Consider the following 24,224-nt stretch of genomic DNA (forward strand, 5'->3'; position numbering starts at 1 on the left):
CAAGGCAGTGCGTTTTCCACCCTCAGTCGAAATGTTCGACCACCAGGCGGCGCGGCGCTACGCGACCGTCATCGGCGATGTCACCCACGCCAATAAATTTACGCTCTTCACCTTCCGTCATTCGCACCATGCCCGAGGCCGGTGCGCCGGCAACCTGTACCGGTTGCCCCTGCTTGACGTAACCCGCAACGACCGGCAGCAAATTCACTTCCGGGTAGTTTTCGACCGGGCTGTCCATCGGCATCAACAACGGATCGAGCAACTCGCCAGGCGAGATATCCTGCGTCTGGGCCTGCTCCAGCAGCGTATTCAACTGCTCAAGCGTGACCATGCGTTCGATTGGATAAGTCGCTACCTGCAGGCGACGCAGATAGATCACGTGCGCGCCGCAGCCCAGCAGCTCGCCGAGATCATCGGTGATGGTGCGAATGTAGGTGCCTTTCGAACAATGAATTTCCAACTCCAGCTCATCCCCTTCCCAGCGAATAAACTGCAGTTCATATACCGTGATGCTGCGCGCTTCACGCGGAACTTCGATACCCTGGCGTGCATACTCATAGAGTTTCTTGCCCTGGTACTTCAGCGCAGAGTACATCGACGGCACCTGCTTGATATCGCCGCGGAAACTGTCCAGTGCCGCATCAAGCTGCGCCTGGGTGAAATTCACCGGACGCTCTTGCACAATCTGGCCGTCCGCATCCGAGGTGTCGGTACGCTGACCCAGCTTGGCAATGACACGATAACGTTTATCGGAGTCGAGCAGGAATTGCGAGAACTTGGTCGCCTCACCCAGGCAAATCGGCAGCATGCCGGTAGCCAGCGGATCGAGCGCGCCGGTGTGGCCCGCGCGATTGGCGTTATAAAGGCGTTTCACTTTTTGCAGAGCGTCGTTGGACGACAGACCCTGCGGTTTGTCCAGCAACAGTACGCCGTGAATATCACGGCCGCGGCGACGAGGGCGACTCATTAAGCCTCCTCGTCATCGCCTGATGCGGAACGGCGTTCGGCGTCGTTTTTCACCACGTTAGTCACCAGGTTGGACATGCGCATGCCTTCTACCAGTGAGTTGTCGTAAGCGAAGGTCAGCTCAGGCACTACGCGCAGACGCATGGCTTTACCCAGCAAAGTGCGGATGTAGCCGGAAGCGTCTTCCAGAGCTTTAATGCCTTTAGGCACCAGATCCGGATCGGCGTTTTCGGTCAACACGTTCAGGAAGGTGACGTAAACTTTGGCGTACGCCAAATCGCGAGAAACTTCTACACCAGAAACGGTAGCCATGCCGATACGCGGATCTTTGACTTCACGCTGCAGAATGATAGCAATCTCTTTTTGCATCTCTTGTGCCACGCGCTGACCGCGGCTGAATTCTTTTGCCATTATGGATTCTCCAGACAAATCGGGGGGCACAAGGCCCCCCGGAACAGACTTAAGCAGATGTGCAAGCGTTAAGCGATGGTGCGTTGAATCTCAATGATTTCGAACACTTCGATCATGTCGCCGACGCGCACGTCGTTGTAGTTCTTAACGCCGATACCACATTCCATGCCGTTACGGACTTCGTTAACGTCGTCTTTAAAGCGGCGCAGGGATTCCAGCTCGCCTTCATAGATAACCACGTTGTCGCGCAGAACGCGGATTGGGTTGTGACGCTTGATTGTCCCTTCGGTAACCATACAACCTGCGATGGCGCCGAATTTCGGTGATTTGAACACGTCACGCACTGCGGCCAGACCGATAATCTGCTGCTTGTACTCAGGTGCCAGCATACCGCTCATCGCCTGCTTCACTTCGTCGATCAGGTTATAGATCACGGAGTAGTAACGCAGATCCAGGCTTTCTGCATCAATCACGCGGCGCGCAGAAGCGTCGGCACGGACGTTGAAGCCCAGGATGATGGCATTGGAAGCCGCTGCCAACGTAGCGTCGGTTTCGGTGATACCCCCTACGCCGGAGCCAACAATCTTCACTTTCACTTCGTCGGTAGAGAGTTTCAGCAGTGATTCGCAAATCGCTTCACAAGAACCCTGTACGTCGGACTTCAGTACGATGTTCAGCTCAGAAACTTCACCGTCGGTCATGTTAGCGAACATGTTTTCCAGTTTAGATTTCTGCTGACGTGCCAGCTTGACTTCGCGGAACTTGCCTTGACGATACAGCGCAACTTCACGCGCTTTCTTCTCGTCACGCACCACGGTCGCTTCATCACCGGCGGCAGGAACGCTGGACAGGCCCAGGATCTCAACCGGAATAGAAGGACCTGCAGAAGTCACTTCGCGACCCAGTTCGTCACGCATCGCACGTACGCGGCCGTATTCGAAGCCACACAGAACGATATCGCCTTTGTTCAGCGTACCTTCCTGTACCAGCACGGTAGCAACCGGACCACGACCTTTATCCAGGAAGGATTCGATAACCACGCCGCTGGCCATACCGCTGCGTACGGCTTTCAGTTCGAGAACTTCAGCCTGCAACAGGATAGCGTTCAGCAGTTCGTCGATACCGGTACCGGCTTTCGCAGATACGTGAACGAACTGTGCTTCGCCGCCCCACTCTTCCGGCATAACACCGTACTGGGACAGTTCCTGCTTAACGCGGTCCGGATCGGCTTCCGGCTTGTCGATTTTGTTCACTGCAACGACCAACGGCACCTTCGCTGCTTTCGCATGCTGGATAGCTTCGATGGTTTGCGGCATCACGCCGTCGTCGGCAGCAACAACCAGAACAACGATGTCGGTCGCCTGGGCACCACGGGCACGCATTGAGGTAAAGGCTGCGTGACCTGGGGTATCCAGGAAGGTGATCATGCCGTTGTCGGTTTCTACGTGGTAAGCACCGATATGCTGGGTAATACCACCGGCCTCGCCTGCTGCCACCTTGGTGGAGCGGATGTAGTCCAGCAGAGAAGTTTTACCGTGGTCAACGTGGCCCATGATGGTCACGACAGGTGCACGTGACTCAGCGGCAGCACCGGTATCACGGTCGCTCATCAGCGCTTCTTCCAGCTCGTTCTCACGACGCAGGATAACTTTGTGGCCCATCTCTTCGGCAACCAGCTGCGCGGTTTCCTGGTCGATGACCTGGTTAATGGTGGCCATTGCGCCCAGTTTCATCATCGCTTTGATGACCTGAGAGCCTTTAACCGCCATTTTGTTAGCCAGTTCGGCTACGGTGATGGTTTCGCCGATCACAACGTCACGGTTAACCACCTGAGCCGGCTTGTTGAAGCCCTGCTGAAGAGTGCTTGGCTTACGCTTGCCTTTACCGCCACGGGTAACGGCGCGCGCTTCTTCGCGGTCTGCTTTAGACTCGGAAAGCTTGTTGCCTTTCTTCTGCTTGGTCGCTTTGCCGCCACGAGTGCGGGCGCGGCGCTCGCCTTCAACTTTGGCGTCGTTTTCGTCTTCGGCTGCACGGGCGTGTTGAGAGGTAGTCACGTGGTAATCGGCCGTTTCAACCGCAGCGCTTGCTGCTTCAGCTTCAGCCCACTTCTCGCCGTTCTCTTCGGCCATGCGGCGCGCTTCTTCCGCTACGCGTTTGGCGTCTTCTTCAACCTTGCGGTGCACTTCTTCTTCCGCTTTACGTTTCAGTTCTGCGGCTTCGGCTTCACGGCGTGCTTTTTCTGCCTGAGCTGGCTTGGTCATTTCGTCGGTATGTTGATTGGTCACTTTTTCTTTTTCCGCTGAATTACGCTTAGCAATCTCCGCGGCCTCACGTTTGGCTTGGTCTTCGGCTGCGCGCTTTGCTTCCGCTTCGCGTTTCGCCAGCTCTTCCGCTGCGCGCTGTGCCTGCTCTTCCGCTTCACGCTGTGCCTGCTCTGCCGCTTCAGCCTGTTGGGCTTCTGGCGTATCGCGATTTACATAAGTGCGTTTCTTGCGGACTTCGATTTGCACCGATTTACTTTTACCGCCGGTGCTCGGAATATTCAAGGTGCTGCGCGTTTTGCGCTGCAACGTGAGCTTACCCGGCGCACTACCGTGTTCACGGTTAAGGTGCGCCAGTAAGGCTTCTTTCTCGTGCTGGGTCACAGAGTCTGTCTCAGACTTGTTAATCCCTGCATCAGCAAACTGCTGTACCAGGCGATCAACTGGAGTCTGAATCTCTGCTGCCAGCGATTTTACGGTTACATCTGTCGTCATGCTGTTCCTTCCTGCTACAGTTTATTACGCGTTGTCGCCAAACCAACAGATATTACGTGCGGCCATAATCAGCTCGCCGGCTTGCTCATCGCTAAGCCCTTCAATATCAGCCAGATCGTCAACACCCTGCTCGGCAAGATCTTCCAGCGTACAAACCCCACGCGCGGCCAGTTTAAAGGCCATGCTGCGCTCAAGACCCGGAAGGTTGAGCAAATCGTCAGCAGGTTTTTGGTCACCCAGGCTCTCTTCTTGGGCCAGGGCAAGCGTGGTCAATGCAGCTTTGGCGCGATCGCGCAACGCTTCAACCATATCTTCATCCAGACCGTCAATTTCCAGCAGCTCTTTGATTGGCACATAAGCCAACTCTTCCAGAGTAGAGAAGCCTTCTTCGACCAGTACGGTGGCGAAATCTTCGTCGATATCAAGATACTTGGTGAAGGTATCAATGGCGGCATGAGCTTCGGCCTGGTGCTTGGCCTGCAGATCGTCCGCCGTCATCACGTTCAGTTCCCAACGGTCATCGTCACGATGTTGTTTTAACAATTGGGAAGCCAAACGCACGTTTTGGCCATTACGGCCGATCGCCTGTGCCAGATTGCTGGCTTCAACGGCGATATCCATGGTGCAATTATCTTCATCAACCACGATCGAGGCAACGTCTGCCGGTGCCATGGCGTTGATGACGAACTGCGCAGGGTTATCATCCCACAGGATGATATCGATACGTTCGCCGCCGAGTTCACTCGAAACGGCCTGAACGCGCGCACCGCGCATACCTACGCAAGCGCCGACCGGGTCGATGCGTTTGTCGTTGGTTTTCACAGCAATTTTTGCACGGGAGCCAGGATCACGGGCTGCCGCTTTAATCTCAATCACTTCTTCACCGATTTCCGGTACTTCGATGCGGAACAGTTCTTTCAGCATCTCGGCGCTGGAGCGGCTGACGAACAGCTGTGCGCCACGAGCTTCCGGACGGACGGCGTACAATATGCCGCGAATTCGGTCGCCCGGACGGAAGTTTTCGCGCGGCAGCATGTCTTCGCGGCCAATCACCGCCTCGGCGTTGCTGCCCAGGTCCAGCGCAATGCTGTCACGGTTAACTTTCTTCACCACGCCGGTGACGATTTCACCTTCGTGCTGACGGAAAGCGTCAACGACCATGGCGCGTTCGGCTTCACGTACTTTCTGTACGATAACCTGTTTCGCGGTTTGGGTAGTGATACGGTCAAAGGTCACAGATTCGATCTGATCTTCAATGTACCCGCCCAATTCGATGCCAGGCTCTTCGTACTGAGCGGCTTCCAGCGTGATTTCACGCGTTGGCTGGGTCACTTCATCTACGGCGACCCAACGACGGAAGGTATCGAAATCGCCGGTTTTGCGGTCAATGCTGACGCGAACCTCAATTTCCTGCTCGTATTTTTTCTTGGTTGCGGTGGCTAATGCGGTTTCCAACGCTTCGAAAATCTTCTCACGCGGAAGGGATTTTTCGTTGGAAACAGCTTCAACAACAGCCAGAATCTCTTTATTCATCCTAGTTGCCTCATCCAAACTTTAAAAGTGGGGTACCAGGTTCGCTTTCTGGATGTTGCTCAGCGCGAACACTTCATCTTTCCCTTCCACAGTAACCGTGATCATCTCGCCATCGACAGACTTGATAATGCCCTGCCATTTGCGACGGTTCTGTACGGCCATGCGCAGGACCAGGCTGACTTCTTCACCGAGGAAACGAGTATAGTGCTCAGCGGTGAACATCGGGCGATCAAGGCCAGGAGAGGAGACTTCCAAGTTGTAAGCGACTGTGATTGGCTCTTCGACGTCCAATACAGCGCTGACCTGGTGGCTGACATCAGCACAATCGTCAACATTGATGCCATTTTCACTATCAATATAGATACGGAGCGTCGATTGGCGCGCACGAATAAATTCGATGCCTACAAGCTCAAAGCCCAACGCTTCTACCGGTGCCGAAAGCATCTCTGTTAATTTTTGCTCTAATGTGGACAAGCCCACCCCCAAGACATAAAAAAAGGGCCTAATAGCCCAGTGATTCTGTTGCCAAATAACAAAAAACCCCGAAAATTCGGGGCTTTATGCAACTGGACCCTGTTTGCCGCAAAGCGGCTTCGGTGCAACTTTCTAACAAGTGCCATTTTCAAATGTTGTTCGAGAAAAGCGGATTTCAATCGAAAAGTGTATTTGAAAATAAACACTTAAAGGAAAGTGGTTGCGGGGGCCGGATTTGAACCGACGACCTTCGGGTTATGAGCCCGACGAGCTACCAGGCTGCTCCACCCCGCGTCCGAAAACGTGGCAAATACTACGCCGATAATCGCAAAATTGCAAGTTATCTCTGGGATTTGGTACCGAGGATGGGACTCGAACCCACAAGCCCGTTAGGGCACTACCACCTCAAGGTAGCGTGTCTACCAATTCCACCACCTCGGTACTGATTCTTACTGCTAACGGCTGTTATTTTATTGAGGTAACAACAACCGTTTTCAAACTTTGTTACTGCCTGCCGCTTACTGTGGGATATCGCTGCTCGGCTTGGTTGGTGCTGCCGGTGCGGTAGTCTGCTCAGATTTCACTGGCTGACCGAGGTTTTCCCACTCGCTGCCTTTCTTGCTCTGGTTGGTGCTCAGGTTGCCCAGGATCAAACTGATGACGAAGAACAGCGCCGCCAGAACAGCCGTCATGCGGGTCATGAAGTTACCGGAACCACTCGAACCGAACAATGTGCCAGATGCACCTGCTCCGAAGGAGGCTCCCATATCAGCGCCTTTACCTTGCTGCAACATAATCAGAGCAACCAGCCCGATTGAGATCAGCAGGAAAATTACCAGAAGAGCTTCGTACATAGTTGTACCCGTATCCTTGCGGCTTCACCGCGTGCCAAATGCTTCACACCCCAAAGGCTTCTTTTCTATTAAGAAGTCGCAGGCATTGTATCAAACTGCCCACTGAAGCGGGTGTGAATACTAACCAAAGCCGCTAACCCACGCAAGGGCAATTTGCAGCCGTCGGCGCGTTTGCGGAAAAAAGCACCAATAAAATTCGCAGGCTGTGTTTTCCGGGGGCCGCAAATAGCCCCCCGGCTTGTCAGCGGTGAGTTAACCGGCAGACTTCACCGCATCGGCGATACGGTGCGCCAACGTGGTAACCTGCTGTTCATCCTCACCTTCTACCATCACGCGGATCAACGGTTCGGTACCTGATTTACGCAAAAGAACGCGGCCACGACCAGCCAACTCGGTTTCAACCTGCTCGGTGACTTTACGCACCTCTTCAGACTCCAATGGGTTGTGCTCGCCGACAAAACGCACGTTGACCAGGATCTGCGGCAGCAGTTTCATGCCGCTGCACAGATCGTGCAAACTCATGCTGTTACGCACTATCGCGGTCAGCACCTGCAGGCCGGCAATGATGCCATCACCCGTCGTGGTTTTGTCCAGCAGGATCACGTGGCCGGAGTTTTCCGCGCCAATGCGCCAGCCCAGTTCCTGCAACTTCTCCAGTACGTAGCGGTCCCCCACTTTCGCACGGGCAAATGGGATACCAAGCTGCTTGAGCGCCAGTTCCAGACCCATATTGCTCATCAACGTCCCGACAGCGCCACCGCGCAACTGGCCCTGACGCAGCCCCTCTCGGGCGATGATATACAGAATCTGGTCGCCATCGACCTTGTTGCCAAGGTGATCAACCATCATCACGCGATCGCCGTCTCCGTCAAAAGCCAGACCGACATGCGCTTTTTCCAGCAGTACGCGTTCTTGCAGTTGACGAACATCGGTCGCGCCGCATTTCTCATTGATATTCATGCCGTCCGGCTCAACGCCGATAGCGATCACCGTAGCGCCCAGTTCACGCAACACGCTCGGTGCGATGTGGTAGGTTGCGCCGTTGGCGCAGTCCACCACAATTTTCAGGCCCTTCAGGCTCAGTTCGCTCGGGAAGGTACCTTTGCAGAATTCGATGTAACGACCGGCAGCATCGATGATGCGGCTGGCTTTACCCAGTTCGGCGGACTCCACGCAGGTCAACGGCTTTTCCATTTCGGCTTCAATGGCTTCTTCGACATGGTCCGGCAACTTCGCTCCGTCAATGGAGAAGAACTTGATGCCGTTGTCGTAGAACGGGTTATGTGATGCAGAGATCACGATACCGGCTTCAGCACGGAAGGTGCGCGTCAGATAAGCCACCGCCGGCGTCGGCATCGGGCCGGTGAACGAGGCGGATAGCCCCGCAGCGGCCAGCCCGGCCTCCAGCGCCGATTCCAGCATGTAGCCGGAAATGCGGGTATCTTTGCCGATAATGATTTTACGGGAGCCGTGACGTGCCAGTACCTTACCCGCCGCCCAGCCAAGTTTCAGCACGAAATCCGGGGTAATAGGGCTATCGCCGACTTTGCCACGAATGCCGTCGGTACCAAAATATTTGCGCTCACTCATGTCTCTGTCATCCCTTAGCTGAAAGTGTTGCCTCGACGACACGCATCGCCTCGACGGTTTCTTTAACGTCATGCACTCTGACAATCTGTGCGCCCTGCATGGCGGCGATCACCGCACAGGCCACACTGCCGATAACCCGCTGTTCCGGGGGTACATTCAGCAGTTGTCCAATCATCGACTTACGCGACATCCCTACCAATAGCGGCAGGCCAAAGTGATGAAACTCTGACAATCTGGCCAGCAGTTGATAATTGTGAGCCAAATTCTTACCGAAACCGAATCCTGGGTCGAGCAGCAATTTCTGATTTGTTATGCCGGCGGCATTGCAGCGTTCGATATGCTGTTGGAAAAAAGCGTTCACATCAGCAACAAGATCGTCATAGTGCGGTGCCTGCTGCATGGTACGCGGTTGCCCCTGCATGTGCATCAGGCACACAGGCAGCCCGCTTTCAGCCGCCGCCGCCAATGCGCCGGGCTCCTGCAGCGAGCGAATATCGTTTATCAGATGCGCCCCTGCCTGCGCCGATTCGCGGATCACGCCCGCTTTCGACGTATCCACCGAGATAAACACCTCAAAACGCTGCGCCAAGGCTTCTACTACCGGCACGACACGTGCGATCTCTTCCTCTTCACTGACCTCCGCGGCTCCCGGCCTGGTCGACTCACCCCCCACATCAATCATGGTCGCACCGGCCGAAATCAGCGCATGCGCATGCAACAGCGCCTGATTCAAGGTGTTGTGACGGCCGCCGTCAGAGAAAGAATCCGGGGTTACGTTGAGGATCCCCATCACTCGTGGGTGGGAAAGATCGAGAGTCATGTCTCGCACGGTTAACTGCATCGCTAATTCACCTTACTGTTGCCTGGGTCACTGCCCGCCGGGCAATAAAAAACCCCGGCATGCCGGGGTTCGATGTTATTACACAGCCGAAGTTACTTGTCTAGCTGTTCAGACATGGTATTGCCTGGGTTTGGCGTGCGTGGCTCATCTACCGGCGTCGGGGCTTTTGGAGTACCGCCGTTGTCGGAATTGCTGCCCTTGTTCACATCGTCCCAACCCGCTGGCGGACGCACATCTTTACGGTTCATCAGATCGTCAATCTGTGGTGCATCGATGGTTTCATACTTCATCAAGGCGTCCTTCATTGAATGCAGGATGTCCATGTTTTCCATCAACAATGCACGCGCACGGATGTAGTTGCGTTCGATCAGGGATTTCACTTCCTGGTCGATGATGCGCGCAGTTTCATCCGACATGTGTTTCGCTTTGGCCACCGAACGGCCCAGGAACACTTCGCCCTCTTCTTCCGCATACAGCAGCGGCCCCAGCTTCTCGGAGAAGCCCCATTGGGTCACCATGTTGCGGGCAATCGAGGTCGCCACTTTAATGTCGTTCGACGCACCGGTAGAGACTTTCTCTGGCCCGTAAATAATCTCTTCAGCCAGACGACCGCCGTACAGAGTAGAAATTTGACTCTCCAACTTCTGACGACTGGCGCTGATCGCATCGCCTTCCGGCAAGAAGAAGGTGACGCCCAACGCACGGCCACGCGGAATAATAGTGACCTTGTGCACCGGATCGTGCTCAGGAACCAGACGGCCGATAATGGCGTGGCCTGCTTCGTGATACGCGGTCGACTCTTTCTGCGCTTCGGTCATCACCATGGAGCGACGTTCCGCACCCATCATGATCTTGTCTTTGGCTTTTTCGAACTCAACCATCGACACCACGCGTTTGTTGCCGCGAGCGGCAAACAGTGCCGCTTCGTTGACCAGGTTGGCCAAGTCTGCACCGGAGAAGCCCGGGGTACCACGTGCAAGCACAGAGGCATCAACATCTGGAGCCAACGGCACGCGACGTGAATGCACCTTCAGAATTTGTTCACGGCCACGCACATCCGGCAGGCCCACCACGACCTGACGGTCGAAACGGCCTGGACGCAGCAACGCGGGGTCAAGCACGTCCGGACGGTTGGTCGCAGCAATGACGATAATGCCTTCATTGCCTTCAAAACCGTCCATCTCAACCAGCATTTGGTTCAGCGTTTGCTCACGTTCATCATGACCGCCACCCAGACCGGCGCCACGCTGGCGACCAACGGCGTCGATTTCATCGATGAAGATGATGCACGGTGCCGCTTTCTTGGCCTGTTCGAACATGTCGCGCACACGGGAAGCGCCCACGCCCACAAACATTTCCACGAAGTCGGAGCCGGAAATGGTGAAGAACGGCACTTTTGCCTCACCCGCGATGGCTTTCGCCAACAGCGTTTTACCGGTCCCCGGCGGGCCGACCATCAGCACGCCTTTCGGGATCTTGCCGCCCAATTTCTGGAAACGGCTCGGCTCGCGCAGGTATTCCACCAGTTCGCTTACTTCCTCTTTTGCTTCATCACAACCGGCAACGTCAGCAAAAGTGGTTTTGATCTGGTCTTCCGTCAGCATACGGGCCTTGCTCTTGCCGAAGGACATCGCGCCCTTGCCGCCGCCGCCCTGCATCTGCCGCATAAAGAAGATCCAGACCCCGATCAGCAACAGCATCGGGAACCATGAAATAAAGATAGAAGCCAGCAAACTCGGCTCTTCAGGCGGTTCACCAACAACTTTCACATTTTTCGTCAACAACGTATCCAGCAACTTAGGATCGTTGACAGGGATGTAGGTCGTGTATTTGTTACTGTCTTTCTTGGTAACGTTAATTTCACGTCCGTTGATTCGCGCTTCGCGAACCTGGTCCTGGGTCAGTTCGGACATGAAGGTAGAGTAATCCACCCTACGGCCATTCGACTCGCTGGGCCCAAAGCTCTGGAATACAGACATCAACACTACCGCGATGACTAACCAGAGTATTAGGTTTTTCGCCATGTCACTCAAGGGATTAACCTCATATTACAACTGTGTTAACAAACAGCGTTAGGGTACTACAGCTTGCGCCCTGTCGCTACAATGTACACTTCACGCGAACGTGCGCGGGAAGCGTCTGGCTTACGAATCTTAACCTTCGTAAACAGGGAGCGAATTTCCCGTAGGTACTCGTCAAAGCCATCTCCCTGGAACACCTTCACCAGGAAACTTCCGCCTGGTGCGAGGACATCACGACACATTCCCAGTGCTAATTCCACCAGATACATCGATCTCGGAATATCGACGGCCGGAGTGCCACTCATATTCGGGGCCATGTCAGACATAACCACCTGAACCTTACTTTCACCTACACGTTCCAACAGAGCTTTAAGGACCAGTTCATCACGAAAATCGCCCTGAAGGAAATCGACGCCAACGATAGGATCCATTGGCAAAATATCACAGGCGATGATGCGACCGTTACCGCCGATCTGCGTTACTACATATTGTGACCAACCGCCCGGCGCTGCGCCTAAATCCACTACTGTCATACCGGGTTTAAACAGCTTGTCACTCTGCTGTATTTCATCAAGTTTAAACCAGGCGCGCGAACGCAGCCCTTTTTTCTGCGCCTGTTGCACATATTTATCGCTAAAGTGTTCTTGTAACCAGCGACTGGAGCTAGCAGAACGCTTTTTATTAGCCATCTCGTTTTCCAACTATCATAAAAGAGTCTTATGCCAGGTTCGCTGCTCACGTAGACTCACACCGGTGAAGACCGATTTGGTGATATACATGAGATGGCGGTAGAATGTACCGTTTTCAATCCCAACTTAAGCAAAAAAGACAATGAATCTGAATAATAAACAAAAACAGCACCTGAAAGGCTTGGCGCATCCGTTAAAACCGGTTGTCATGCTGGGTAATAACGGTCTCACCGAAGGGGTGCTGGCTGAAATTGAACAGGCTCTGGAGCATCATGAGCTGATCAAGGTAAAAATCGCTGCTGAAGATCGCGAAACCAAAACCCTGATCGCCGACGCTATCGTACGTGAAACGGGTGCCTGCAACGTGCAAGTCATCGGCAGTACGCTTATTCTTTACCGCCCTTCGAAAGAGCGCAAGATCAGTCTACCGCGTTAATAAGCATTGGGTTAACGAAAAGGTGCCATGCACCTGACTCAGATAAAAGGCCGCATGCGGCCTTTTTCCTTTCTTTACAAAACCCTGGCGAATTTCTGAACGAACGAGCGTATATCAGAGATATTCAACCTTCAGGATCTCGTAATCTACATCGCCGCCCGGGGTTTTAATGACCACCACATCATCCTGCTCTTTACCGATCAAGCCGCGTGCCATGGGCGAATTTACCGAAATCAGATTTTTCTTGAAGTCGGCCTCATCGTCACCCACGATTCGGTAAGTCACTTCTTCTTCGCTATCCAGGTTCATCACCGAAACGGTGGAGCCAAAAATCACGCGGCCATTGTTTGGCATCTTGGTGATGTCGATCACCTGCGCGTTCGACAGTTTGGCTTCAATTTCCTGAATGCGTCCTTCGCAAAAACCCTGCTGTTCACGAGCAGCATGGTACTCTGCGTTTTCTTTCAAATCGCCGTGTTCACGGGCGTCAGCGATGTCCGCAATGATTTTCGGACGACGCACGCCCTTCAGATATTCAAGCTCTTCGCGCAGTTTTTCAGCGCCAAACAAGGTCATCGGAATCTGTTTCATATAGTGAATACCTCTAAATCTTTCCTGTTCAAATAACCGTCATCCTGACGTGTTCGAATGAAAAAACGGTGGGTGTATCTCCCCCCGCCTCCAGGCGACAAACAAAAGAAGCCTGACTCGGAACATTCGTCCAAGTCAGGATCGATTTTGCATTTTGATACGCATTTTAGCGTAGAGTTCCTTGAGGGTCATCGTTTACTTTCTCCCTGAATGCACCGTAGTATGACGGCACGTTATCCAGCTGTTATCCCGAGATTATGCGTTTTTCACGAATTGTCAGTGCATTGGCTTGCGCATTTGTTCTGAATGCAAATGCGGCCCCGGTGGAAGATTACACACAATATTTGCCTGATGGGGCCAACCTTGCCCTGGTAGTTCAGAAGATCGGTGCCGATGCGCCGACCATCGATTATCATTCACAGCAAATGGCGTTACCGGCCAGTACCCAAAAGGTGCTGACGGCGCTGGCTGCCTTGTTGCAGCTCGGTCCCGATTATCGTTTCACCACCACGCTGGAAAGCCAGGGCGATATCAGCGACGGCGTGCTGCGGGGCAATCTGATCGCCCGCTTCAGCGGCGACCCGACCTTTAAACGCCAGAGCCTGCGCAATATGGTGGCGATCCTGAAAAAACAGGGCGTTCGCCAGATTACCGGCGACGTGCTGGTCGACACATCGGTATTCGCCAGCCACGACAAAGCCCCAGGCTGGCCATGGAACGATCTGACCCAGTGCTTCAGCGCACCGCCGGCGGCGGCGATTGTCGATCGCAACTGCTTCTCGGTATCGCTGTACAGTGCGCCAAACCCGGGTGATATGGCCTTTATACGCGTGGCCTCTTATTACCCGGTCAATATGTTCAGCCAGGTACGAACGCTGGCGAGAGGCTCTGCGGACGCCCAATACTGCGAGCTGGACGTGGTACCGGGCGAATTGAACCGCTTTACCCTGACTGGCTGTCTGACCCAACGCAGCGATCCGCTGCCGCTGGCCTTCGCCATTCAGGATGGCGCCAGCTACGCCGGCGCTATCTTGAAAGATGAGCTGACGCAAGCCGGCATCCAGATAGATGGCCACCTGAAACGCCAGACTCAGCCTGGCCTGGCCGGCACGGTGATTGCGCAAACGCAATCGGCGCCGCTGCACGAGCTGCTGAAGATCATGCTGAAGAAATCGGATAACATGATCGCCGATACCGTGTTTCGCACCATCGGCCATGAACGTTTCGGCGTTCCGGGCACCTGGCGCGCCGGCGCAGATGCCGTACGTCAGGTACTGCGTCAGAAGGCCGGGGTTGATCTGGGCAACAGCATAGTGGTGGACGGCTCTGGCCTCTCTCGCCATAACCTGTTGGCCCCGGCGACCATGATGCAGGCGTTGCAGTACATTGCGCAGCATGACAGCGAACTGAACTTTATTTCGATGCTGCCGCTGTCCGGCTACGACGGTACCCTGCGCTACCGTGGCGGGCTGCACGAAGCCGGCGTCGATGGCAAGGTATCCGCCAAAACCGGCGCACTGCAGGGCGTGTATAACCTGGCGGGCTTTATCACCACCGCCAGCGGCCAACGCTTTGCGTTCGTACAGTACCTGTCGGGTTATGCCGTACCACCGGAAGATCAGAAACAGCGCCGCGCTCCTCTGGTGCGTTTCGAAAGCCGCCTGTATAGGGATATTTATCAAAATAACTGAGGGTCAGGATGAAACTGCTGATTGTTGAAGACGATGAGCTGTTGCAGCAAGGGCTGGCGCTGGCATTGGCCAGCGAAGGTTATGCCTGCGACTGCGCCGCTACGGCGGCGCAAGCCAATGCGCTGCTCATTACCAGCCAATACAGCATGATCATCCTCGATCTCGGTCTACCCGACCAGGACGGTGCCAGCCTGCTGCGGCAGTGGCGCCGCCAGCAAATCGATTTGCCGGTGCTGATCCTCACCGCCCGCGATGCACTGGAAGACCGTGTCGATGGGCTGGACGCCGGCGCTGACGATTATCTGGTGAAACCCTTCGCGCTGGTTGAACTGCAGGCGCGGGTGCGCGCCCTAATTCGCCGTTATCAGGGCCACAGCGACAACCTGATGCAGTTGGACGATCTCCAACTCAATCTCTCCAGCCAGCAGGTATACGTTCACCAACAGCCGGTTGAAGTCACACCAAAAGAATTCGCCATCCTGTCTCGCCTGATGATGCGTGCCGGGCAAACGGTCAATCGTGAACTGCTGCAGCAGGATCTTTACACCTGGCAGGATGATTTAGGCTCCAACACGCTGGAAGTGCATATCCATAACCTGCGTCGTAAATTGGGCAAAGATCGCATCCGCACCGTCCGGGGTATCGGTTACCGCCTGGAATCCACCTCATGATCAGCATGCGCCGTCGTCTGTTGTTGATGCTGGCGCTGATCCTTCTGGTCACCCAGCTGATCAGCGCCTTTTGGTTGTGGCATGAAAGCCAGGAGCAAATCAGTTTCCTGGTGGATGAAACGCTGTCGGCCAAGATTCGCACCGAACGTGTCGACACTGAAATCGCCGAGGCGATAGCCTCGCTGCTCGCCCCTTCGCTGATCATGATGATTGTCACGCTGCTCGCCTCTTTCTGGGCCATTAGCTGGATTATCCGCCCGCTCAATCAGCTGCAACAGCGGCTGGAGAAACGTTCCGCCGATAACCTGACTCCGCTCCCTCTTAACAGTGACAGCCTGGAAATGAAAGCGGTCACCACCGCACTCAATCAGCTTTTCTCACGCCTGGACAACACCATCCAGCAGGAACGGCTGTTCACCGCCGACGCGGCACATGAGCTGCGCACACCGTTAGCGGGGATCCGTCTGCATCTGGAAATCATGGAAAAACAGGGTATTGAGCAAAGTAAACCGCTGATTACCCGCATCGACCAGTTGATGCACACCGTCGAACAGCTGTTGATGCTGTCGCGCGCCGGGCAGGATTTTGCCAGCGGACACTATCAACGTTTTGATTGGGTGCACGATGTGATTCAGCCACTGCGGGAGGAGCTTGACGAGCTGGCCGCTCAACGCGATCAAAAGCTGCAATGGCAACTTCCTGCAGAGGCAAAAATTCATGGCGACCCGGTGCTGCTGCGTTTGTTGTTACGTAACCTGGTGGAAAATGCACACCGCTACAGCCCCGAAGGCAGCCTCATTCAAGTCAGGCTTGCACCGCAGGAGCACGGCCACCTGCTGCAGGTGATCGATGAAGGACCTGGCGTGAAGGAGAAGATGGCTGGTGAGCTTACCCAGGCGTTCCGCCGTATGGATCAACGTTATGGCGGCAGCGGGCTGGGGCTGAATATCGTGACTCGTATCGTGCAGCTGCATCAGGGCTGCCTGACGCTGGAAAATCGCCAGGATTCCAGCGGGCTGAATGCCCAATGCTGGCTGCCTGAAAACGTGCTGAACAAATAACGCCGATAAAAAAAGGGCCCAGCGTTGTAAACTGAGCCCTTCTCTTCGCAAGATTATTTCTGGTATATGATTTCGACGCCTTCGTCGTCATCTTCGTCCCAGTCGTCATCCCAATCGTCATCCGCTTCGGCTTCCACTTCCGCGATCTGTTCACGGTGGTAATCGTCCCACATGAACTCGACTTTCTCAGGTGCGCTTTCTTCGATCGCCATGGCTTTCGGTTGGGTATTGATAAAGTTCATCACGTCCCAGCACAGCGCATTGACACCTTCGCGGTTGGCGGCGGAGATCATGTAATACTTCCCTTCCCAACCCATGCCCTCTGCAATCGCCTTGGCACGTTCGGCCGCTTCTTCCGCACCTACCAAATCAACTTTGTTGAACACCAGCCAGCGTGGCTTCTGCGCCAGATTTTCGCTGTATTGGTTCAGCTCGTTGATGATGATTTTGGCATTTTCTACCGGATTGGATTCGTCGATTGGGGCGATATCCACCAGGTGCAACAGCACGCGGCAACGCTCCAGATGCTTCAGGAAACGAATACCCAGGCCAGCGCCGTCGGATGCACCTTCAATCAGCCCCGGAATATCGGCCACCACAAAGCTCTGCTCGTGATCCATTCGCACCACGCCCAGGCTAGGCACCAGGGTAGTAAACGGATAGTCGGCAACCTTTGGCTTGGCTGCGGATACCGCGCGGATGAAGGTCGACTTGCCTGCATTCGGCAGGCCAAGCATGCCGACATCGGCCAGCAGCAGCAATTCCAGCAAGATGTCACGGGCCTCACCGGCAGTACCCAACGTCTTTTGACGCGGCGCGCGGTTAACCGAAGATTTGAAACGGGTGTTGCCCAGACCGTGCCAACCGCCTTTAGCGACCATCAGTTGTTGGCCGTGACGGGTCATGTCACCGAGGATCTCGCCGGTGCCCTGATCCTGCACGCGAGTACCGACCGGCACCTTGACGATAATGTCTTTGCCACGTTTACCGGTACAGTCACGGCTTTGGCCGTTCTGGCCACGTTCGGCGCGGAAAGATTTCTCAAAACGGTAGTCAATCAAGGTATTGAGGTTTTCGTCCGCCAGCAGATAGACGTCCCCGCCATCGCCGCCATCGCCGCCATCCGGCCCACCGTTCGGGATATACTTTTCGCGGCGGAAACTGACACAACCATTACCACCGTCACCTGCAACGACCAAAATCGCTGCTTCATCTACAAACTTCATTTACCGTCTCCGTAAATCATTCACCGGGCTGCTTTAAAGGAGCAACCAGGTTGGTTTCTGCCCGTCGCGGCCACCATCGGTGACCAATTGCGGAAAACATGGCGCCCGCTACCACCACGAAAGCACCGATATAGCCGACGACATTCAATGCCGGGGCGGCGAATACGTGTGGCCAGGCCAGCGCCAATAAATCTGAAAACAGCAAGGTAAACAGCGGTGTCAGCGTGACTAACGCACTCACCTGCGCTGCCTGCCAGCGCGCCATGGCCTCCGCCAGTGCACCATAGCCAATCAACGTGTTAGCGCCACAAAACAGCAAACAAGCCAATTGCCAGCCACTGAGTTGGGAAATCATCTCTGGCCGCGCCAGAGGGAACAGCGCCACTGCACATAAAGTGTACAACATTACCAGGATCTGCGGTGAAGCCAATCGGCGCAACAACACTTTCTGCGCAACGCCATAAGTCACCCAAACCGCCGCCGCACAGACGCCCAGCAGCACCCCAAGGGTGTAATCCGTCAGGCGGGTGAAGATCTCAATGAGGCTGACATTGAAAAACAGCATTAGCCCGCAGATCAACATCAATGCGCCAATCACCTGAGTGATGCGCATGCGTTCTTTTAAAATCAGCACGCTGGCAAACATCATACCGACCGGCGACAGTTGGCCGATCACTTGCGACGCCGTCGGGCTGAGGTACTGCAACGAAGAGCTGAAGAAAATAAAGTTCCCCAGCAGGCCCGCAGTGGCGATTGCCAAAATTAACAGCCAGCGCGGCTGACGGAACATTTTTACCGGAGGCAGTCTGCCGCGTACCGCCAGAATGGTCCCCAGGCCAAGTGCGGCAAGGGTAAATCGATACCAAACGATGGTAAACGGATCCATCACGACCAGCACTTCTTTCATCGCAATCGGCAACGCACCCCAGCAAATCGCCGTGGTCACCGCCAGAGAAATGCCAATTCCGACCTGCTGTTTCGTTTCCATCTTACCTTTGCCAGCGCTGGTGGGCCGATGCATAAGCAGCCCATAAATGTAAAAAGCCCCGCAACGAGTTGCGGGGCTTACATCTATTTAGTAAGGCTCGAAAAATTATTCAGCTTCGATGCTGATGAATTTACGATTGCTCGGGCCTTTAACTTCGAACTTGACTTTACCGTCTTTCAAAGCAAACAGAGTGTGGTCTTTGCCGCAACCCACGTTGGTACCAGCGTGGAATTTGGTGCCGCGCTGACGAACGATGATGCTGCCTGCCAGTACTGCTTCGCCGCCAAAGCGTTTTACGCCCAGACGTTTAGCTTCTGAATCGCGACCGTTACGAGTCGAGCCGCCAGCCTTTTTGTGTGCCATTAATCCGCTCTCCTAACTTAAGCGCTGATGCCGGTGATTTTAACGTCAGTGAACCACTGACGGTGGCCCTGCTGCTTACGGTGGTGCTTACGACGACGAAACTTAACAATCTTAATTTTCTCGCCACGACCGTGAGCAACGACTTCAGCTTTGATCTTACCGCCATCGACGAAAGGAACGCCGATTTTGATATCTTCGCCATTAGCAATCATCAGAATCTGGTCAAACTCAACCGCTTCACCAGTTGCGATGTCCAGCTTTTCCAAGCGAACGGTCTGACCTTCGCTTACTCGGTGTTGTTTACCACCACTTTGGAAAACCGCGTACATATAAAACTCCGCTTTCCGCGTGCCCAACTATTTAGTACAGAGCGCGCTATAAATATTCACAATAGGGCGCGAATTCTACGCAATAATCCCGCGTATGACAAGAGCAGAATAAGACCAGAAGCAGAAAAAAGAAGAAAAAAAGCACAGTTTCTTTCATGGCGTTTATCTGAGCCGTTTTTCAAGTACAATCAGAGGGACAGTTACCGCCATGTACCGATGTGAGCAGCGATCTCAACGCGGTGAAGAGAAACACAGCTGAAAAAAATACAATGAACCTAGAGCAAATTACCGAGTTAACCGCGCAAGATATGGCGGCCGTGAACGCAACAATTCTCGAACAGCTGAATTCCGATGTCACACTCATCAATCAGCTTGGCTATTACATTATCAGCGGTGGCGGTAAGCGCATCCGTCCGATGATCGCCGTTCTGGCGGCGCGGGCGTTGCATTATCAGGGCGATAAGCACATTACCGTCGCTGCGCTGATCGAATTCATTCATACCGCTACCCTGTTGCATGATGACGTGGTGGATGAATCCGACATGCGCCGCGGCAAGGCCACCGCCAATGCCGCGTTCGGCAATGCCGCCAGCGTGCTGGTGGGCGACTTCATTTATACCCGCGCTTTCCAGATGATGACCAGCCTGGAGTCACTCCGCGTGCTGGCGTTGATGTCCGAAGCGGTCAACGTCATTGCCGAAGGTGAAGTGCTGCAGTTAATGAACGTGAACGATCCGGATATCACCGAAGAAAGTTATATGCGGGTGATCTACAGCAAAACCGCTCGTCTTTTTGAAGCGGCGGCGCAATCGTCAGCGATCCTTTCCGAGGCCAGCGCAGCAGAAGAAAAAGCGCTGCAGGATTACGGCCGCTATCTCGGCACCGCATTCCAGCTGATCGACGATCTGCTCGATTACAGCGCCGACGGCAGCACTCTGGGTAAAAATACCGGTGACGATCTGAACGAGGGGAAACCCACGCTGCCCTTGCTGCACGCCATGCGTAACGGCAACAGCGCGCAAACGGCCATGATCCGCGAAGCCATTGAACAAGGCAGCGGCCGTCATCTGTTAGAACCGGTTTTACAGGCCATGCAACAGTGCGGCTCACTTGAATATACCCGCCAACGCGCCGAAGAAGAGGCCGATAAGGCGATTGCCGCGCTGCAGGTTCTGCCGGAATCCCCTCATCGCTCCGCGCTTGAAGGATTAGCGCACCTTGCGGTTCAGCGAGATTTTTGAGAAACAAAAACTCCTTGGAAGTTTCTACAGACCTGCGGACGCGGGTCTGTTCATTTCCCCTCCGAGATACGCGCCAGCAGGCTGCCTATGCCTTCACGCATCAGGAACGCCAACACTTTCTCACGCTCGGTTTCCGTCAGGTGATAGTAATATTCAATCCACACCGCCAGAGGATCCTTGCGTTCAATGTCATAAATTGCCGGGTCTTCTTTTAGTATCAGCAAATTGCGCGTATCTGACGGTAAGCTGTCAATATGATATTCCAGCGCCTTTCCCTGCACACCTTTACGCCTGCGACTGATCCAGCCATCGCGACGCGCCATCAAATTTATTCCCTGTGGTGAAGCGGGTAATCCTGCAATGCCTGTAAGTTCCTTGGCGGCAAACCACTCTTTTTTCATAGCCATGATCTCTGGGGAAAATGTGCAAGGACGTTTTTTAGAAATTAATGAGATATTTTTATAGAAATTTAGTGGTATCCTAATTTCCGTATAAGCGTTTCATGTTGTTCAAACGATTAATCTTGACCTGTTAGTTATACCACTAACAGAACTTTCGCTAATCAAAAAAGGGAATGCAAACATGAATTCTGGGAACAAGGACTGGCATCCGGCGGATATCATTGCGGCTTTACGTAAGAAGGGAACGACACTGGCGGCAGTATCGCGCAAAGCGGGGCTTAGCTCATCCACACTGGCGAACGCGCTATCTCGGCCCTGGCCAAAAGGGGAATGGCTGATTGCCGAAGCCTTGGATGTCCATCCTGCAGAGATCTGGCCAAGCCGCTATTTCGATCCGCAAACCAACGACCTGCTAAATCGAAAAGCCCGTATCAGGTCATGATTCGGGCATAAAAAAACCGCCGGTGCGATGTCCGGCGGCTTGTGCATACTCATGCGTTCTGGGTTGATCAGTTATTGATAAACTTTTCACCCAGTTCGATATCTTTATGCAGAACATCCAGCATCTCTTCCAACGCTTTCTGCTCGAACGCGCTCAGAGTACCGATGTCTTTACGTTCTTCTACGCCGTTTTTGCCCAGCACCAGCGGTTGTGCGAAGAAGCGGGCATATTTGCCGTCACCTTCCACATAAGCACATTCCACCACGCCTTTTTCACCTTGCAGCGCACGAACCAAAGACAGGCCGAAACGCGCCGCCGCCTGGCCCATTGACAAAGTTGCGGACCCGCCACCGGCTTTAGCTTCAACCACTTCAGTACCCGCATTTTGGATACGCTTGGTCAGATCCGCCACTTCCTGCTCGGTAAAGCTCACACCAGGGATCTGTGACAACAGTGGCAGAATGGTCACACCAGAGTGCCCGCCGATAACCGGCACGTTCAGCTCTTCCGGCTGTTTGCCTTTCAGCTCAGCCACGAAGGTGTTGGAACGGATGATATCCAGCGAGGTCACGCCGAACAGTTTGTTTTTGTCATAAACACCGGCTTTCTTCAGCACTTCCGCGGCGATTGCCACGGTGGTGTTTACCGGGTTGGTGATAATGCCGATGCAGGCTTTCGGGCAGGTTGTCGCCACTTGCTGGATCAGATTACGCACGATACCTGCGTTGACATTGAACAGATCTGAACGATCCATGCCAGGTTTACGCGCAACGCCGGCCGAAATCAGCACTACATCTGCGCCGTGCAAAGCTGGAGTAGCGTCTTCGCCGCTGAAGCCTTTGATTTTAACTGCGGTAGGGATGTGGCTTAAGTCGACGGCAACGCCTGGGGTAACGGGGGCAATGTCGTAGAGAGAGAGTTCAGAACCTGAAGGAAGCTGGGTTTTGAGTAGAAGGGCGAGGGCCTGGCCGATACCGCCAGCAGCACCGAGAACTGCAACTTTCATCCTATACTCCTTTATTATCTTAAATATATAAAGCGCCGTGAATACGTTAGTTACGGACCTTAAATTATTACACCTTTAAAAACAATCTCTTAACAGTCTGTTTGAGAGCTGGTGCAATAAAACTGCCGCTGCCGCGTTCATTTTAGATTAAATGGCTTACACATTAAGGGCATAGCGCACATTAATCAAAAATAGTGCGAGGTTATTCACGAGCAAGTTAACCGGCGGTTACATTACACCCTTACATAACATCAGAACAACATCATTTTAATAACATTTTCTTTACCGCCGCTGGCCGCTTTTTCGGTCACTGAAAGGGCATATTCATGGGGTACGGATTTTGTTAAAATGCCGCCCTTTCCTCATTGTCCGGGCATTATTGTTTTCTTCGGACGTCCTTTTATTGCATAAAAATTCATTTATATGCATAATAATCACTTCTATTGTCAACATTCCACGGTGCAAAATGCGTAATCCCGCAAAGCAGGAAGATCTGATCAAAGCGTTTAAAGCGTTATTGAAAGAAGAAAAATTCAGTTCTCAAGGCGAGATCGTTTTGGCGCTGCAAGAAGAAGGCTTCGAAAACATCAACCAATCCAAAGTATCGCGCATGCTGACCAAGTTCGGCGCGGTGCGTACCCGCAATGCCAAAATGGAAATGGTGTATTGCCTTCCGGCCGAACTCGGCGTACCGACCACCACCAGCCCGCTGAAGAATCTGGTGCTGGATGTCGATCATAACGATGCCGTAGTGGTGATCCATACCAGCCCCGGTGCCGCGCAACTGATTGCCCGCCTGCTGGATTCGCTGGGCAAATCCGAGGGCATTCTCGGCACCATCGCCGGTGACGACACCATTTTTGTTACCCCAGCCAGCAGCTTTACCGCTCGTCAGTTGTACGAAGCCATCCTGTCGCTATTCGAACAAGAGTTATGATGCACAACGCTAACAAAATGCGGCTGACGGTCGCGTTTTGTTAGCGCTTCTTTAACCCTGTCTTACCTTTTCCTCTCGCCCTGCCACGTTTAAAACTCGATTTCCGCCTTGTTACGACACATTCCAATGACATTTATACAGAGCCAGTGATAGCTACTGCATTCTTCCGCACGTTTGGTCAAAAACGCTTACCTGATTGAAATTACATAAATTTAACATCGAAAGATCGTTTTATGAGCGATTTTTATTCCATAAGGTTATTAAAGATAAGAATCACCATAATAAAGTTTCACAAGAAACTGTTAGCGAACTATTAATTTTTCGAGTTACTAGATGTATACTCATTTCCGTGACGTAAATCACAGTTCATTGGAACTGACAAAAGAATACGATAAGGTGAAATCATGAAAATTAAAGCTACAGTTGCAACACTAAGCCTCATGTCTGTGCTTTCCTTTGGCGCATTTGCAGCACAATCCGTTGATGCAGATCAGGCGGCCAAACTGCAGTCCGCAGGCACCATTACCGTCAGTGGCGTAGCCGGTGCCCCTTCAGATATCCGTCAGGCGCTGTCTGAAAAAGCCGATGCCCGCGGCGCGACCGCTTACCGCGTGATCGAAGCGCGCAATGAAGGCAACTACCACGCCACGGCTGAAATTTACAAATAAGACCCCGGCATTACCCGGCAACGGGCAATACATCTCTG

The 24,224-nt window shown here is 53.7% G+C and carries 25 protein-coding genes and 2 tRNA genes; 8 read left to right on the forward strand and 19 right to left on the reverse strand.

All coding sequences use genetic code 11. The features are described 5' to 3' along the window. Nucleotides 1–22 precede the first annotated feature (22 nt). The 12 genes from truB to rlmE all read right to left on the reverse strand — a co-directional run bounded on the left by truB (nt 23) and on the right by rlmE (nt 12,135). Nucleotides 23–967: a tRNA pseudouridine(55) synthase TruB gene (gene truB, locus QZQ97_RS15600; protein ID WP_311994207.1), complete on the reverse strand. Its 945-nt coding sequence runs from the start codon at nt 965–967 to the stop codon at nt 23–25. Continuing rightward, nucleotides 967–1,377: a 30S ribosome-binding factor RbfA gene (gene rbfA, locus QZQ97_RS15605; RefSeq protein WP_004952863.1), complete on the reverse strand. Its 411-nt coding sequence runs from the start codon at nt 1,375–1,377 to the stop codon at nt 967–969. Before rbfA ends, truB begins: the two co-directional genes overlap by 1 nt. A gap of 68 nt (nt 1,378–1,445) precedes the next feature. After that, complete coding sequence (gene infB / locus QZQ97_RS15610; protein ID WP_311994208.1) at nt 1,446–4,133, reverse strand: translation initiation factor IF-2; 2,688 nt, start codon at nt 4,131–4,133, stop codon at nt 1,446–1,448. Between the two features lie 24 nt (nt 4,134–4,157). After that, nucleotides 4,158–5,666 (reverse strand): transcription termination factor NusA, encoded by a 1,509-nt coding sequence (gene nusA, locus QZQ97_RS15615; RefSeq protein ID WP_004952855.1) that lies wholly within the window; start codon nt 5,664–5,666, stop codon nt 4,158–4,160. 21 nt (nt 5,667–5,687) lie between these two features. Then, entirely contained in the window at nt 5,688–6,140 is a 453-nt protein-coding gene (gene rimP / locus QZQ97_RS15620) for a ribosome maturation factor RimP (protein WP_004952852.1), read from the reverse strand. A gap of 217 nt (nt 6,141–6,357) precedes the next feature. Continuing rightward, nucleotides 6,358–6,434: transfer RNA gene (locus QZQ97_RS15625), tRNA-Met, on the reverse strand. A 60-nt stretch (nt 6,435–6,494) separates the two neighbouring features. After that, nucleotides 6,495–6,581, reverse strand: a tRNA-Leu gene (locus QZQ97_RS15630). Nucleotides 6,582–6,658: 77 nt separating this feature from the next. Beyond that, nucleotides 6,659–6,994: a preprotein translocase subunit SecG gene (secG, locus tag QZQ97_RS15635; RefSeq protein ID WP_006317502.1), complete on the reverse strand. Its 336-nt coding sequence runs from the start codon at nt 6,992–6,994 to the stop codon at nt 6,659–6,661. A gap of 252 nt (nt 6,995–7,246) precedes the next feature. Continuing rightward, complete coding sequence (gene glmM / locus QZQ97_RS15640; protein ID WP_311994209.1) at nt 7,247–8,584, reverse strand: phosphoglucosamine mutase; 1,338 nt, start codon at nt 8,582–8,584, stop codon at nt 7,247–7,249. 7 nt (nt 8,585–8,591) lie between these two features. Beyond that, on the reverse strand, nt 8,592–9,425 hold the full coding sequence (gene folP, locus QZQ97_RS15645; protein ID WP_311994210.1) for a dihydropteroate synthase: 834 nt from the start codon (nt 9,423–9,425) through the stop codon (nt 8,592–8,594). A gap of 92 nt (nt 9,426–9,517) precedes the next feature. Beyond that, complete coding sequence (gene ftsH / locus QZQ97_RS15650; protein ID WP_006317499.1) at nt 9,518–11,449, reverse strand: ATP-dependent zinc metalloprotease FtsH; 1,932 nt, start codon at nt 11,447–11,449, stop codon at nt 9,518–9,520. Between the two features lie 56 nt (nt 11,450–11,505). Further along, complete coding sequence (rlmE, locus tag QZQ97_RS15655; protein WP_004952836.1) at nt 11,506–12,135, reverse strand: 23S rRNA (uridine(2552)-2'-O)-methyltransferase RlmE; 630 nt, start codon at nt 12,133–12,135, stop codon at nt 11,506–11,508. Between the two features lie 142 nt (nt 12,136–12,277). On the opposite strand from rlmE, the gene yhbY reads away from it, so the two are divergent. Continuing rightward, nucleotides 12,278–12,571 (forward strand): ribosome assembly RNA-binding protein YhbY, encoded by a 294-nt coding sequence (gene yhbY, locus QZQ97_RS15660; RefSeq protein WP_004933536.1) that lies wholly within the window; start codon nt 12,278–12,280, stop codon nt 12,569–12,571. Between the two features lie 114 nt (nt 12,572–12,685). Here yhbY and greA read toward each other — a convergent pair whose 3' ends face one another. Then, nucleotides 12,686–13,162, reverse strand: coding sequence for a transcription elongation factor GreA (gene greA, locus QZQ97_RS15665; protein ID WP_037423174.1), 477 nt, complete (start codon nt 13,160–13,162; stop codon nt 12,686–12,688). Nucleotides 13,163–13,419: 257 nt separating this feature from the next. Here greA and dacB point away from each other — a divergent pair, with 257 nt between their 5' ends. Genes dacB through pmrB form a run of 3 tightly spaced genes read left to right on the forward strand, consistent with a single transcriptional unit; the run spans nt 13,420 to nt 16,585 of the window. Beyond that, nucleotides 13,420–14,853, forward strand: coding sequence for a serine-type D-Ala-D-Ala carboxypeptidase (dacB, locus tag QZQ97_RS15670; protein ID WP_004952830.1), 1,434 nt, complete (start codon nt 13,420–13,422; stop codon nt 14,851–14,853). An 8-nt stretch (nt 14,854–14,861) separates the two neighbouring features. Then, nucleotides 14,862–15,524 carry a two-component system response regulator PmrA gene (gene pmrA, locus QZQ97_RS15675; protein WP_311994211.1) on the forward strand — a complete coding sequence of 221 codons (663 nt, stop codon included), beginning with the start codon at nt 14,862–14,864 and terminating at the stop codon, nt 15,522–15,524. Then, nucleotides 15,521–16,585: a two-component system sensor histidine kinase PmrB gene (pmrB, locus tag QZQ97_RS15680; protein WP_311994212.1), complete on the forward strand. Its 1,065-nt coding sequence runs from the start codon at nt 15,521–15,523 to the stop codon at nt 16,583–16,585. The genes pmrA and pmrB overlap by 4 nt, the downstream gene beginning before the upstream one ends. 53 nt (nt 16,586–16,638) lie before the next feature. Here pmrB and cgtA read toward each other — a convergent pair whose 3' ends face one another. The 4 genes from cgtA to rplU all read right to left on the reverse strand — a co-directional run bounded on the left by cgtA (nt 16,639) and on the right by rplU (nt 19,491). After that, on the reverse strand, nt 16,639–17,811 hold the full coding sequence (gene cgtA, locus QZQ97_RS15685) for an Obg family GTPase CgtA (protein ID WP_311994213.1): 1,173 nt from the start codon (nt 17,809–17,811) through the stop codon (nt 16,639–16,641). A 16-nt stretch (nt 17,812–17,827) separates the two neighbouring features. Further along, nucleotides 17,828–18,799 carry a DMT family transporter gene (locus QZQ97_RS15690; protein ID WP_311994214.1) on the reverse strand — a complete coding sequence of 324 codons (972 nt, stop codon included), beginning with the start codon at nt 18,797–18,799 and terminating at the stop codon, nt 17,828–17,830. 105 nt (nt 18,800–18,904) lie between these two features. Next, nucleotides 18,905–19,162: a 50S ribosomal protein L27 gene (gene rpmA, locus QZQ97_RS15695; protein ID WP_004933559.1), complete on the reverse strand. Its 258-nt coding sequence runs from the start codon at nt 19,160–19,162 to the stop codon at nt 18,905–18,907. Nucleotides 19,163–19,179: 17 nt separating this feature from the next. Next, nucleotides 19,180–19,491: a 50S ribosomal protein L21 gene (gene rplU / locus QZQ97_RS15700; RefSeq protein WP_004933561.1), complete on the reverse strand. Its 312-nt coding sequence runs from the start codon at nt 19,489–19,491 to the stop codon at nt 19,180–19,182. Nucleotides 19,492–19,760: 269 nt separating this feature from the next. On the opposite strand from rplU, the gene ispB reads away from it, so the two are divergent. After that, the gene (gene ispB / locus QZQ97_RS15705; protein WP_311994215.1) at nt 19,761–20,732 is read left to right on the forward strand and encodes an octaprenyl diphosphate synthase; all 972 of its coding nucleotides are present in this window, start codon (nt 19,761–19,763) and stop codon (nt 20,730–20,732) included. A gap of 50 nt (nt 20,733–20,782) precedes the next feature. On the opposite strand, the gene QZQ97_RS15710 is transcribed toward ispB, so the two are convergent. Then, on the reverse strand, nt 20,783–21,133 hold the full coding sequence (locus tag QZQ97_RS15710) for a DNA-binding protein (protein WP_311994280.1): 351 nt from the start codon (nt 21,131–21,133) through the stop codon (nt 20,783–20,785). A gap of 181 nt (nt 21,134–21,314) precedes the next feature. Here QZQ97_RS15710 and QZQ97_RS15715 point away from each other — a divergent pair, with 181 nt between their 5' ends. Then, the gene (locus QZQ97_RS15715) at nt 21,315–21,575 is read left to right on the forward strand and encodes a helix-turn-helix domain-containing protein (RefSeq protein ID WP_311994216.1); all 261 of its coding nucleotides are present in this window, start codon (nt 21,315–21,317) and stop codon (nt 21,573–21,575) included. Nucleotides 21,576–21,642: 67 nt separating this feature from the next. Here QZQ97_RS15715 and mdh read toward each other — a convergent pair whose 3' ends face one another. Beyond that, nucleotides 21,643–22,581: a malate dehydrogenase gene (gene mdh, locus QZQ97_RS15720; protein WP_006317490.1), complete on the reverse strand. Its 939-nt coding sequence runs from the start codon at nt 22,579–22,581 to the stop codon at nt 21,643–21,645. A gap of 466 nt (nt 22,582–23,047) precedes the next feature. On the opposite strand from mdh, the gene argR reads away from it, so the two are divergent. After that, nucleotides 23,048–23,518, forward strand: a complete 471-nt coding sequence (argR, locus tag QZQ97_RS15725) for a transcriptional regulator ArgR (protein WP_004952803.1) — start codon at nt 23,048–23,050, stop codon at nt 23,516–23,518. Between the two features lie 404 nt (nt 23,519–23,922). After that, complete coding sequence (gene yhcN, locus QZQ97_RS15730) at nt 23,923–24,186, forward strand: peroxide/acid stress response protein YhcN (RefSeq protein ID WP_311994217.1); 264 nt, start codon at nt 23,923–23,925, stop codon at nt 24,184–24,186. The last annotated feature ends 38 nt before the right edge of the window (nt 24,187–24,224 follow it).

Source organism: Serratia sp. root2 (assembly GCF_031931805.1).
Taxonomy (GTDB): Bacteria; Pseudomonadota; Gammaproteobacteria; order Enterobacterales; family Enterobacteriaceae; genus Serratia; species Serratia inhibens.

Bases quoted from the DNA above. Each gene is read 5' to 3' on its own strand.
- truB (WP_311994207.1), bottom strand. From the start codon at position 967: ATGAGTCGCCCTCGTCGCCGCGGCCGTGATATTCACGGCGTACTGTTG.
- rbfA (WP_004952863.1), bottom strand. From the start codon at position 1,377: ATGGCAAAAGAATTCAGCCGCGGTCAGCGCGTGGCACAAGAGATGCAA.
- infB (WP_311994208.1), bottom strand. From the start codon at position 4,133: ATGACGACAGATGTAACCGTAAAATCGCTGGCAGCAGAGATTCAGACT.
- nusA (WP_004952855.1), bottom strand. From the start codon at position 5,666: ATGAATAAAGAGATTCTGGCTGTTGTTGAAGCTGTTTCCAACGAAAAA.
- secG (WP_006317502.1), bottom strand. From the start codon at position 6,994: ATGTACGAAGCTCTTCTGGTAATTTTCCTGCTGATCTCAATCGGGCTG.
- glmM (WP_311994209.1), bottom strand. From the start codon at position 8,584: ATGAGTGAGCGCAAATATTTTGGTACCGACGGCATTCGTGGCAAAGTC.
- folP (WP_311994210.1), bottom strand. From the start codon at position 9,425: ATGCAGTTAACCGTGCGAGACATGACTCTCGATCTTTCCCACCCACGA.
- ftsH (WP_006317499.1), bottom strand. From the start codon at position 11,449: ATGGCGAAAAACCTAATACTCTGGTTAGTCATCGCGGTAGTGTTGATG.
- rlmE (WP_004952836.1), bottom strand. From the start codon at position 12,135: ATGGCTAATAAAAAGCGTTCTGCTAGCTCCAGTCGCTGGTTACAAGAA.
- yhbY (WP_004933536.1), top strand. From the start codon at position 12,278: ATGAATCTGAATAATAAACAAAAACAGCACCTGAAAGGCTTGGCGCAT.
- greA (WP_037423174.1), bottom strand. From the start codon at position 13,162: ATGAAACAGATTCCGATGACCTTGTTTGGCGCTGAAAAACTGCGCGAA.
- dacB (WP_004952830.1), top strand. From the start codon at position 13,420: ATGCGTTTTTCACGAATTGTCAGTGCATTGGCTTGCGCATTTGTTCTG.
- pmrA (WP_311994211.1), top strand. From the start codon at position 14,862: ATGAAACTGCTGATTGTTGAAGACGATGAGCTGTTGCAGCAAGGGCTG.
- pmrB (WP_311994212.1), top strand. From the start codon at position 15,521: ATGATCAGCATGCGCCGTCGTCTGTTGTTGATGCTGGCGCTGATCCTT.
- cgtA (WP_311994213.1), bottom strand. From the start codon at position 17,811: ATGAAGTTTGTAGATGAAGCAGCGATTTTGGTCGTTGCAGGTGACGGT.
- QZQ97_RS15690 (WP_311994214.1), bottom strand. From the start codon at position 18,799: ATGGAAACGAAACAGCAGGTCGGAATTGGCATTTCTCTGGCGGTGACC.
- rpmA (WP_004933559.1), bottom strand. From the start codon at position 19,162: ATGGCACACAAAAAGGCTGGCGGCTCGACTCGTAACGGTCGCGATTCA.
- rplU (WP_004933561.1), bottom strand. From the start codon at position 19,491: ATGTACGCGGTTTTCCAAAGTGGTGGTAAACAACACCGAGTAAGCGAA.
- ispB (WP_311994215.1), top strand. From the start codon at position 19,761: ATGAACCTAGAGCAAATTACCGAGTTAACCGCGCAAGATATGGCGGCC.
- QZQ97_RS15710 (WP_311994280.1), bottom strand. From the start codon at position 21,133: ATGAAAAAAGAGTGGTTTGCCGCCAAGGAACTTACAGGCATTGCAGGA.
- QZQ97_RS15715 (WP_311994216.1), top strand. From the start codon at position 21,315: ATGAATTCTGGGAACAAGGACTGGCATCCGGCGGATATCATTGCGGCT.
- mdh (WP_006317490.1), bottom strand. From the start codon at position 22,581: ATGAAAGTTGCAGTTCTCGGTGCTGCTGGCGGTATCGGCCAGGCCCTC.
- argR (WP_004952803.1), top strand. From the start codon at position 23,048: ATGCGTAATCCCGCAAAGCAGGAAGATCTGATCAAAGCGTTTAAAGCG.
- yhcN (WP_311994217.1), top strand. From the start codon at position 23,923: ATGAAAATTAAAGCTACAGTTGCAACACTAAGCCTCATGTCTGTGCTT.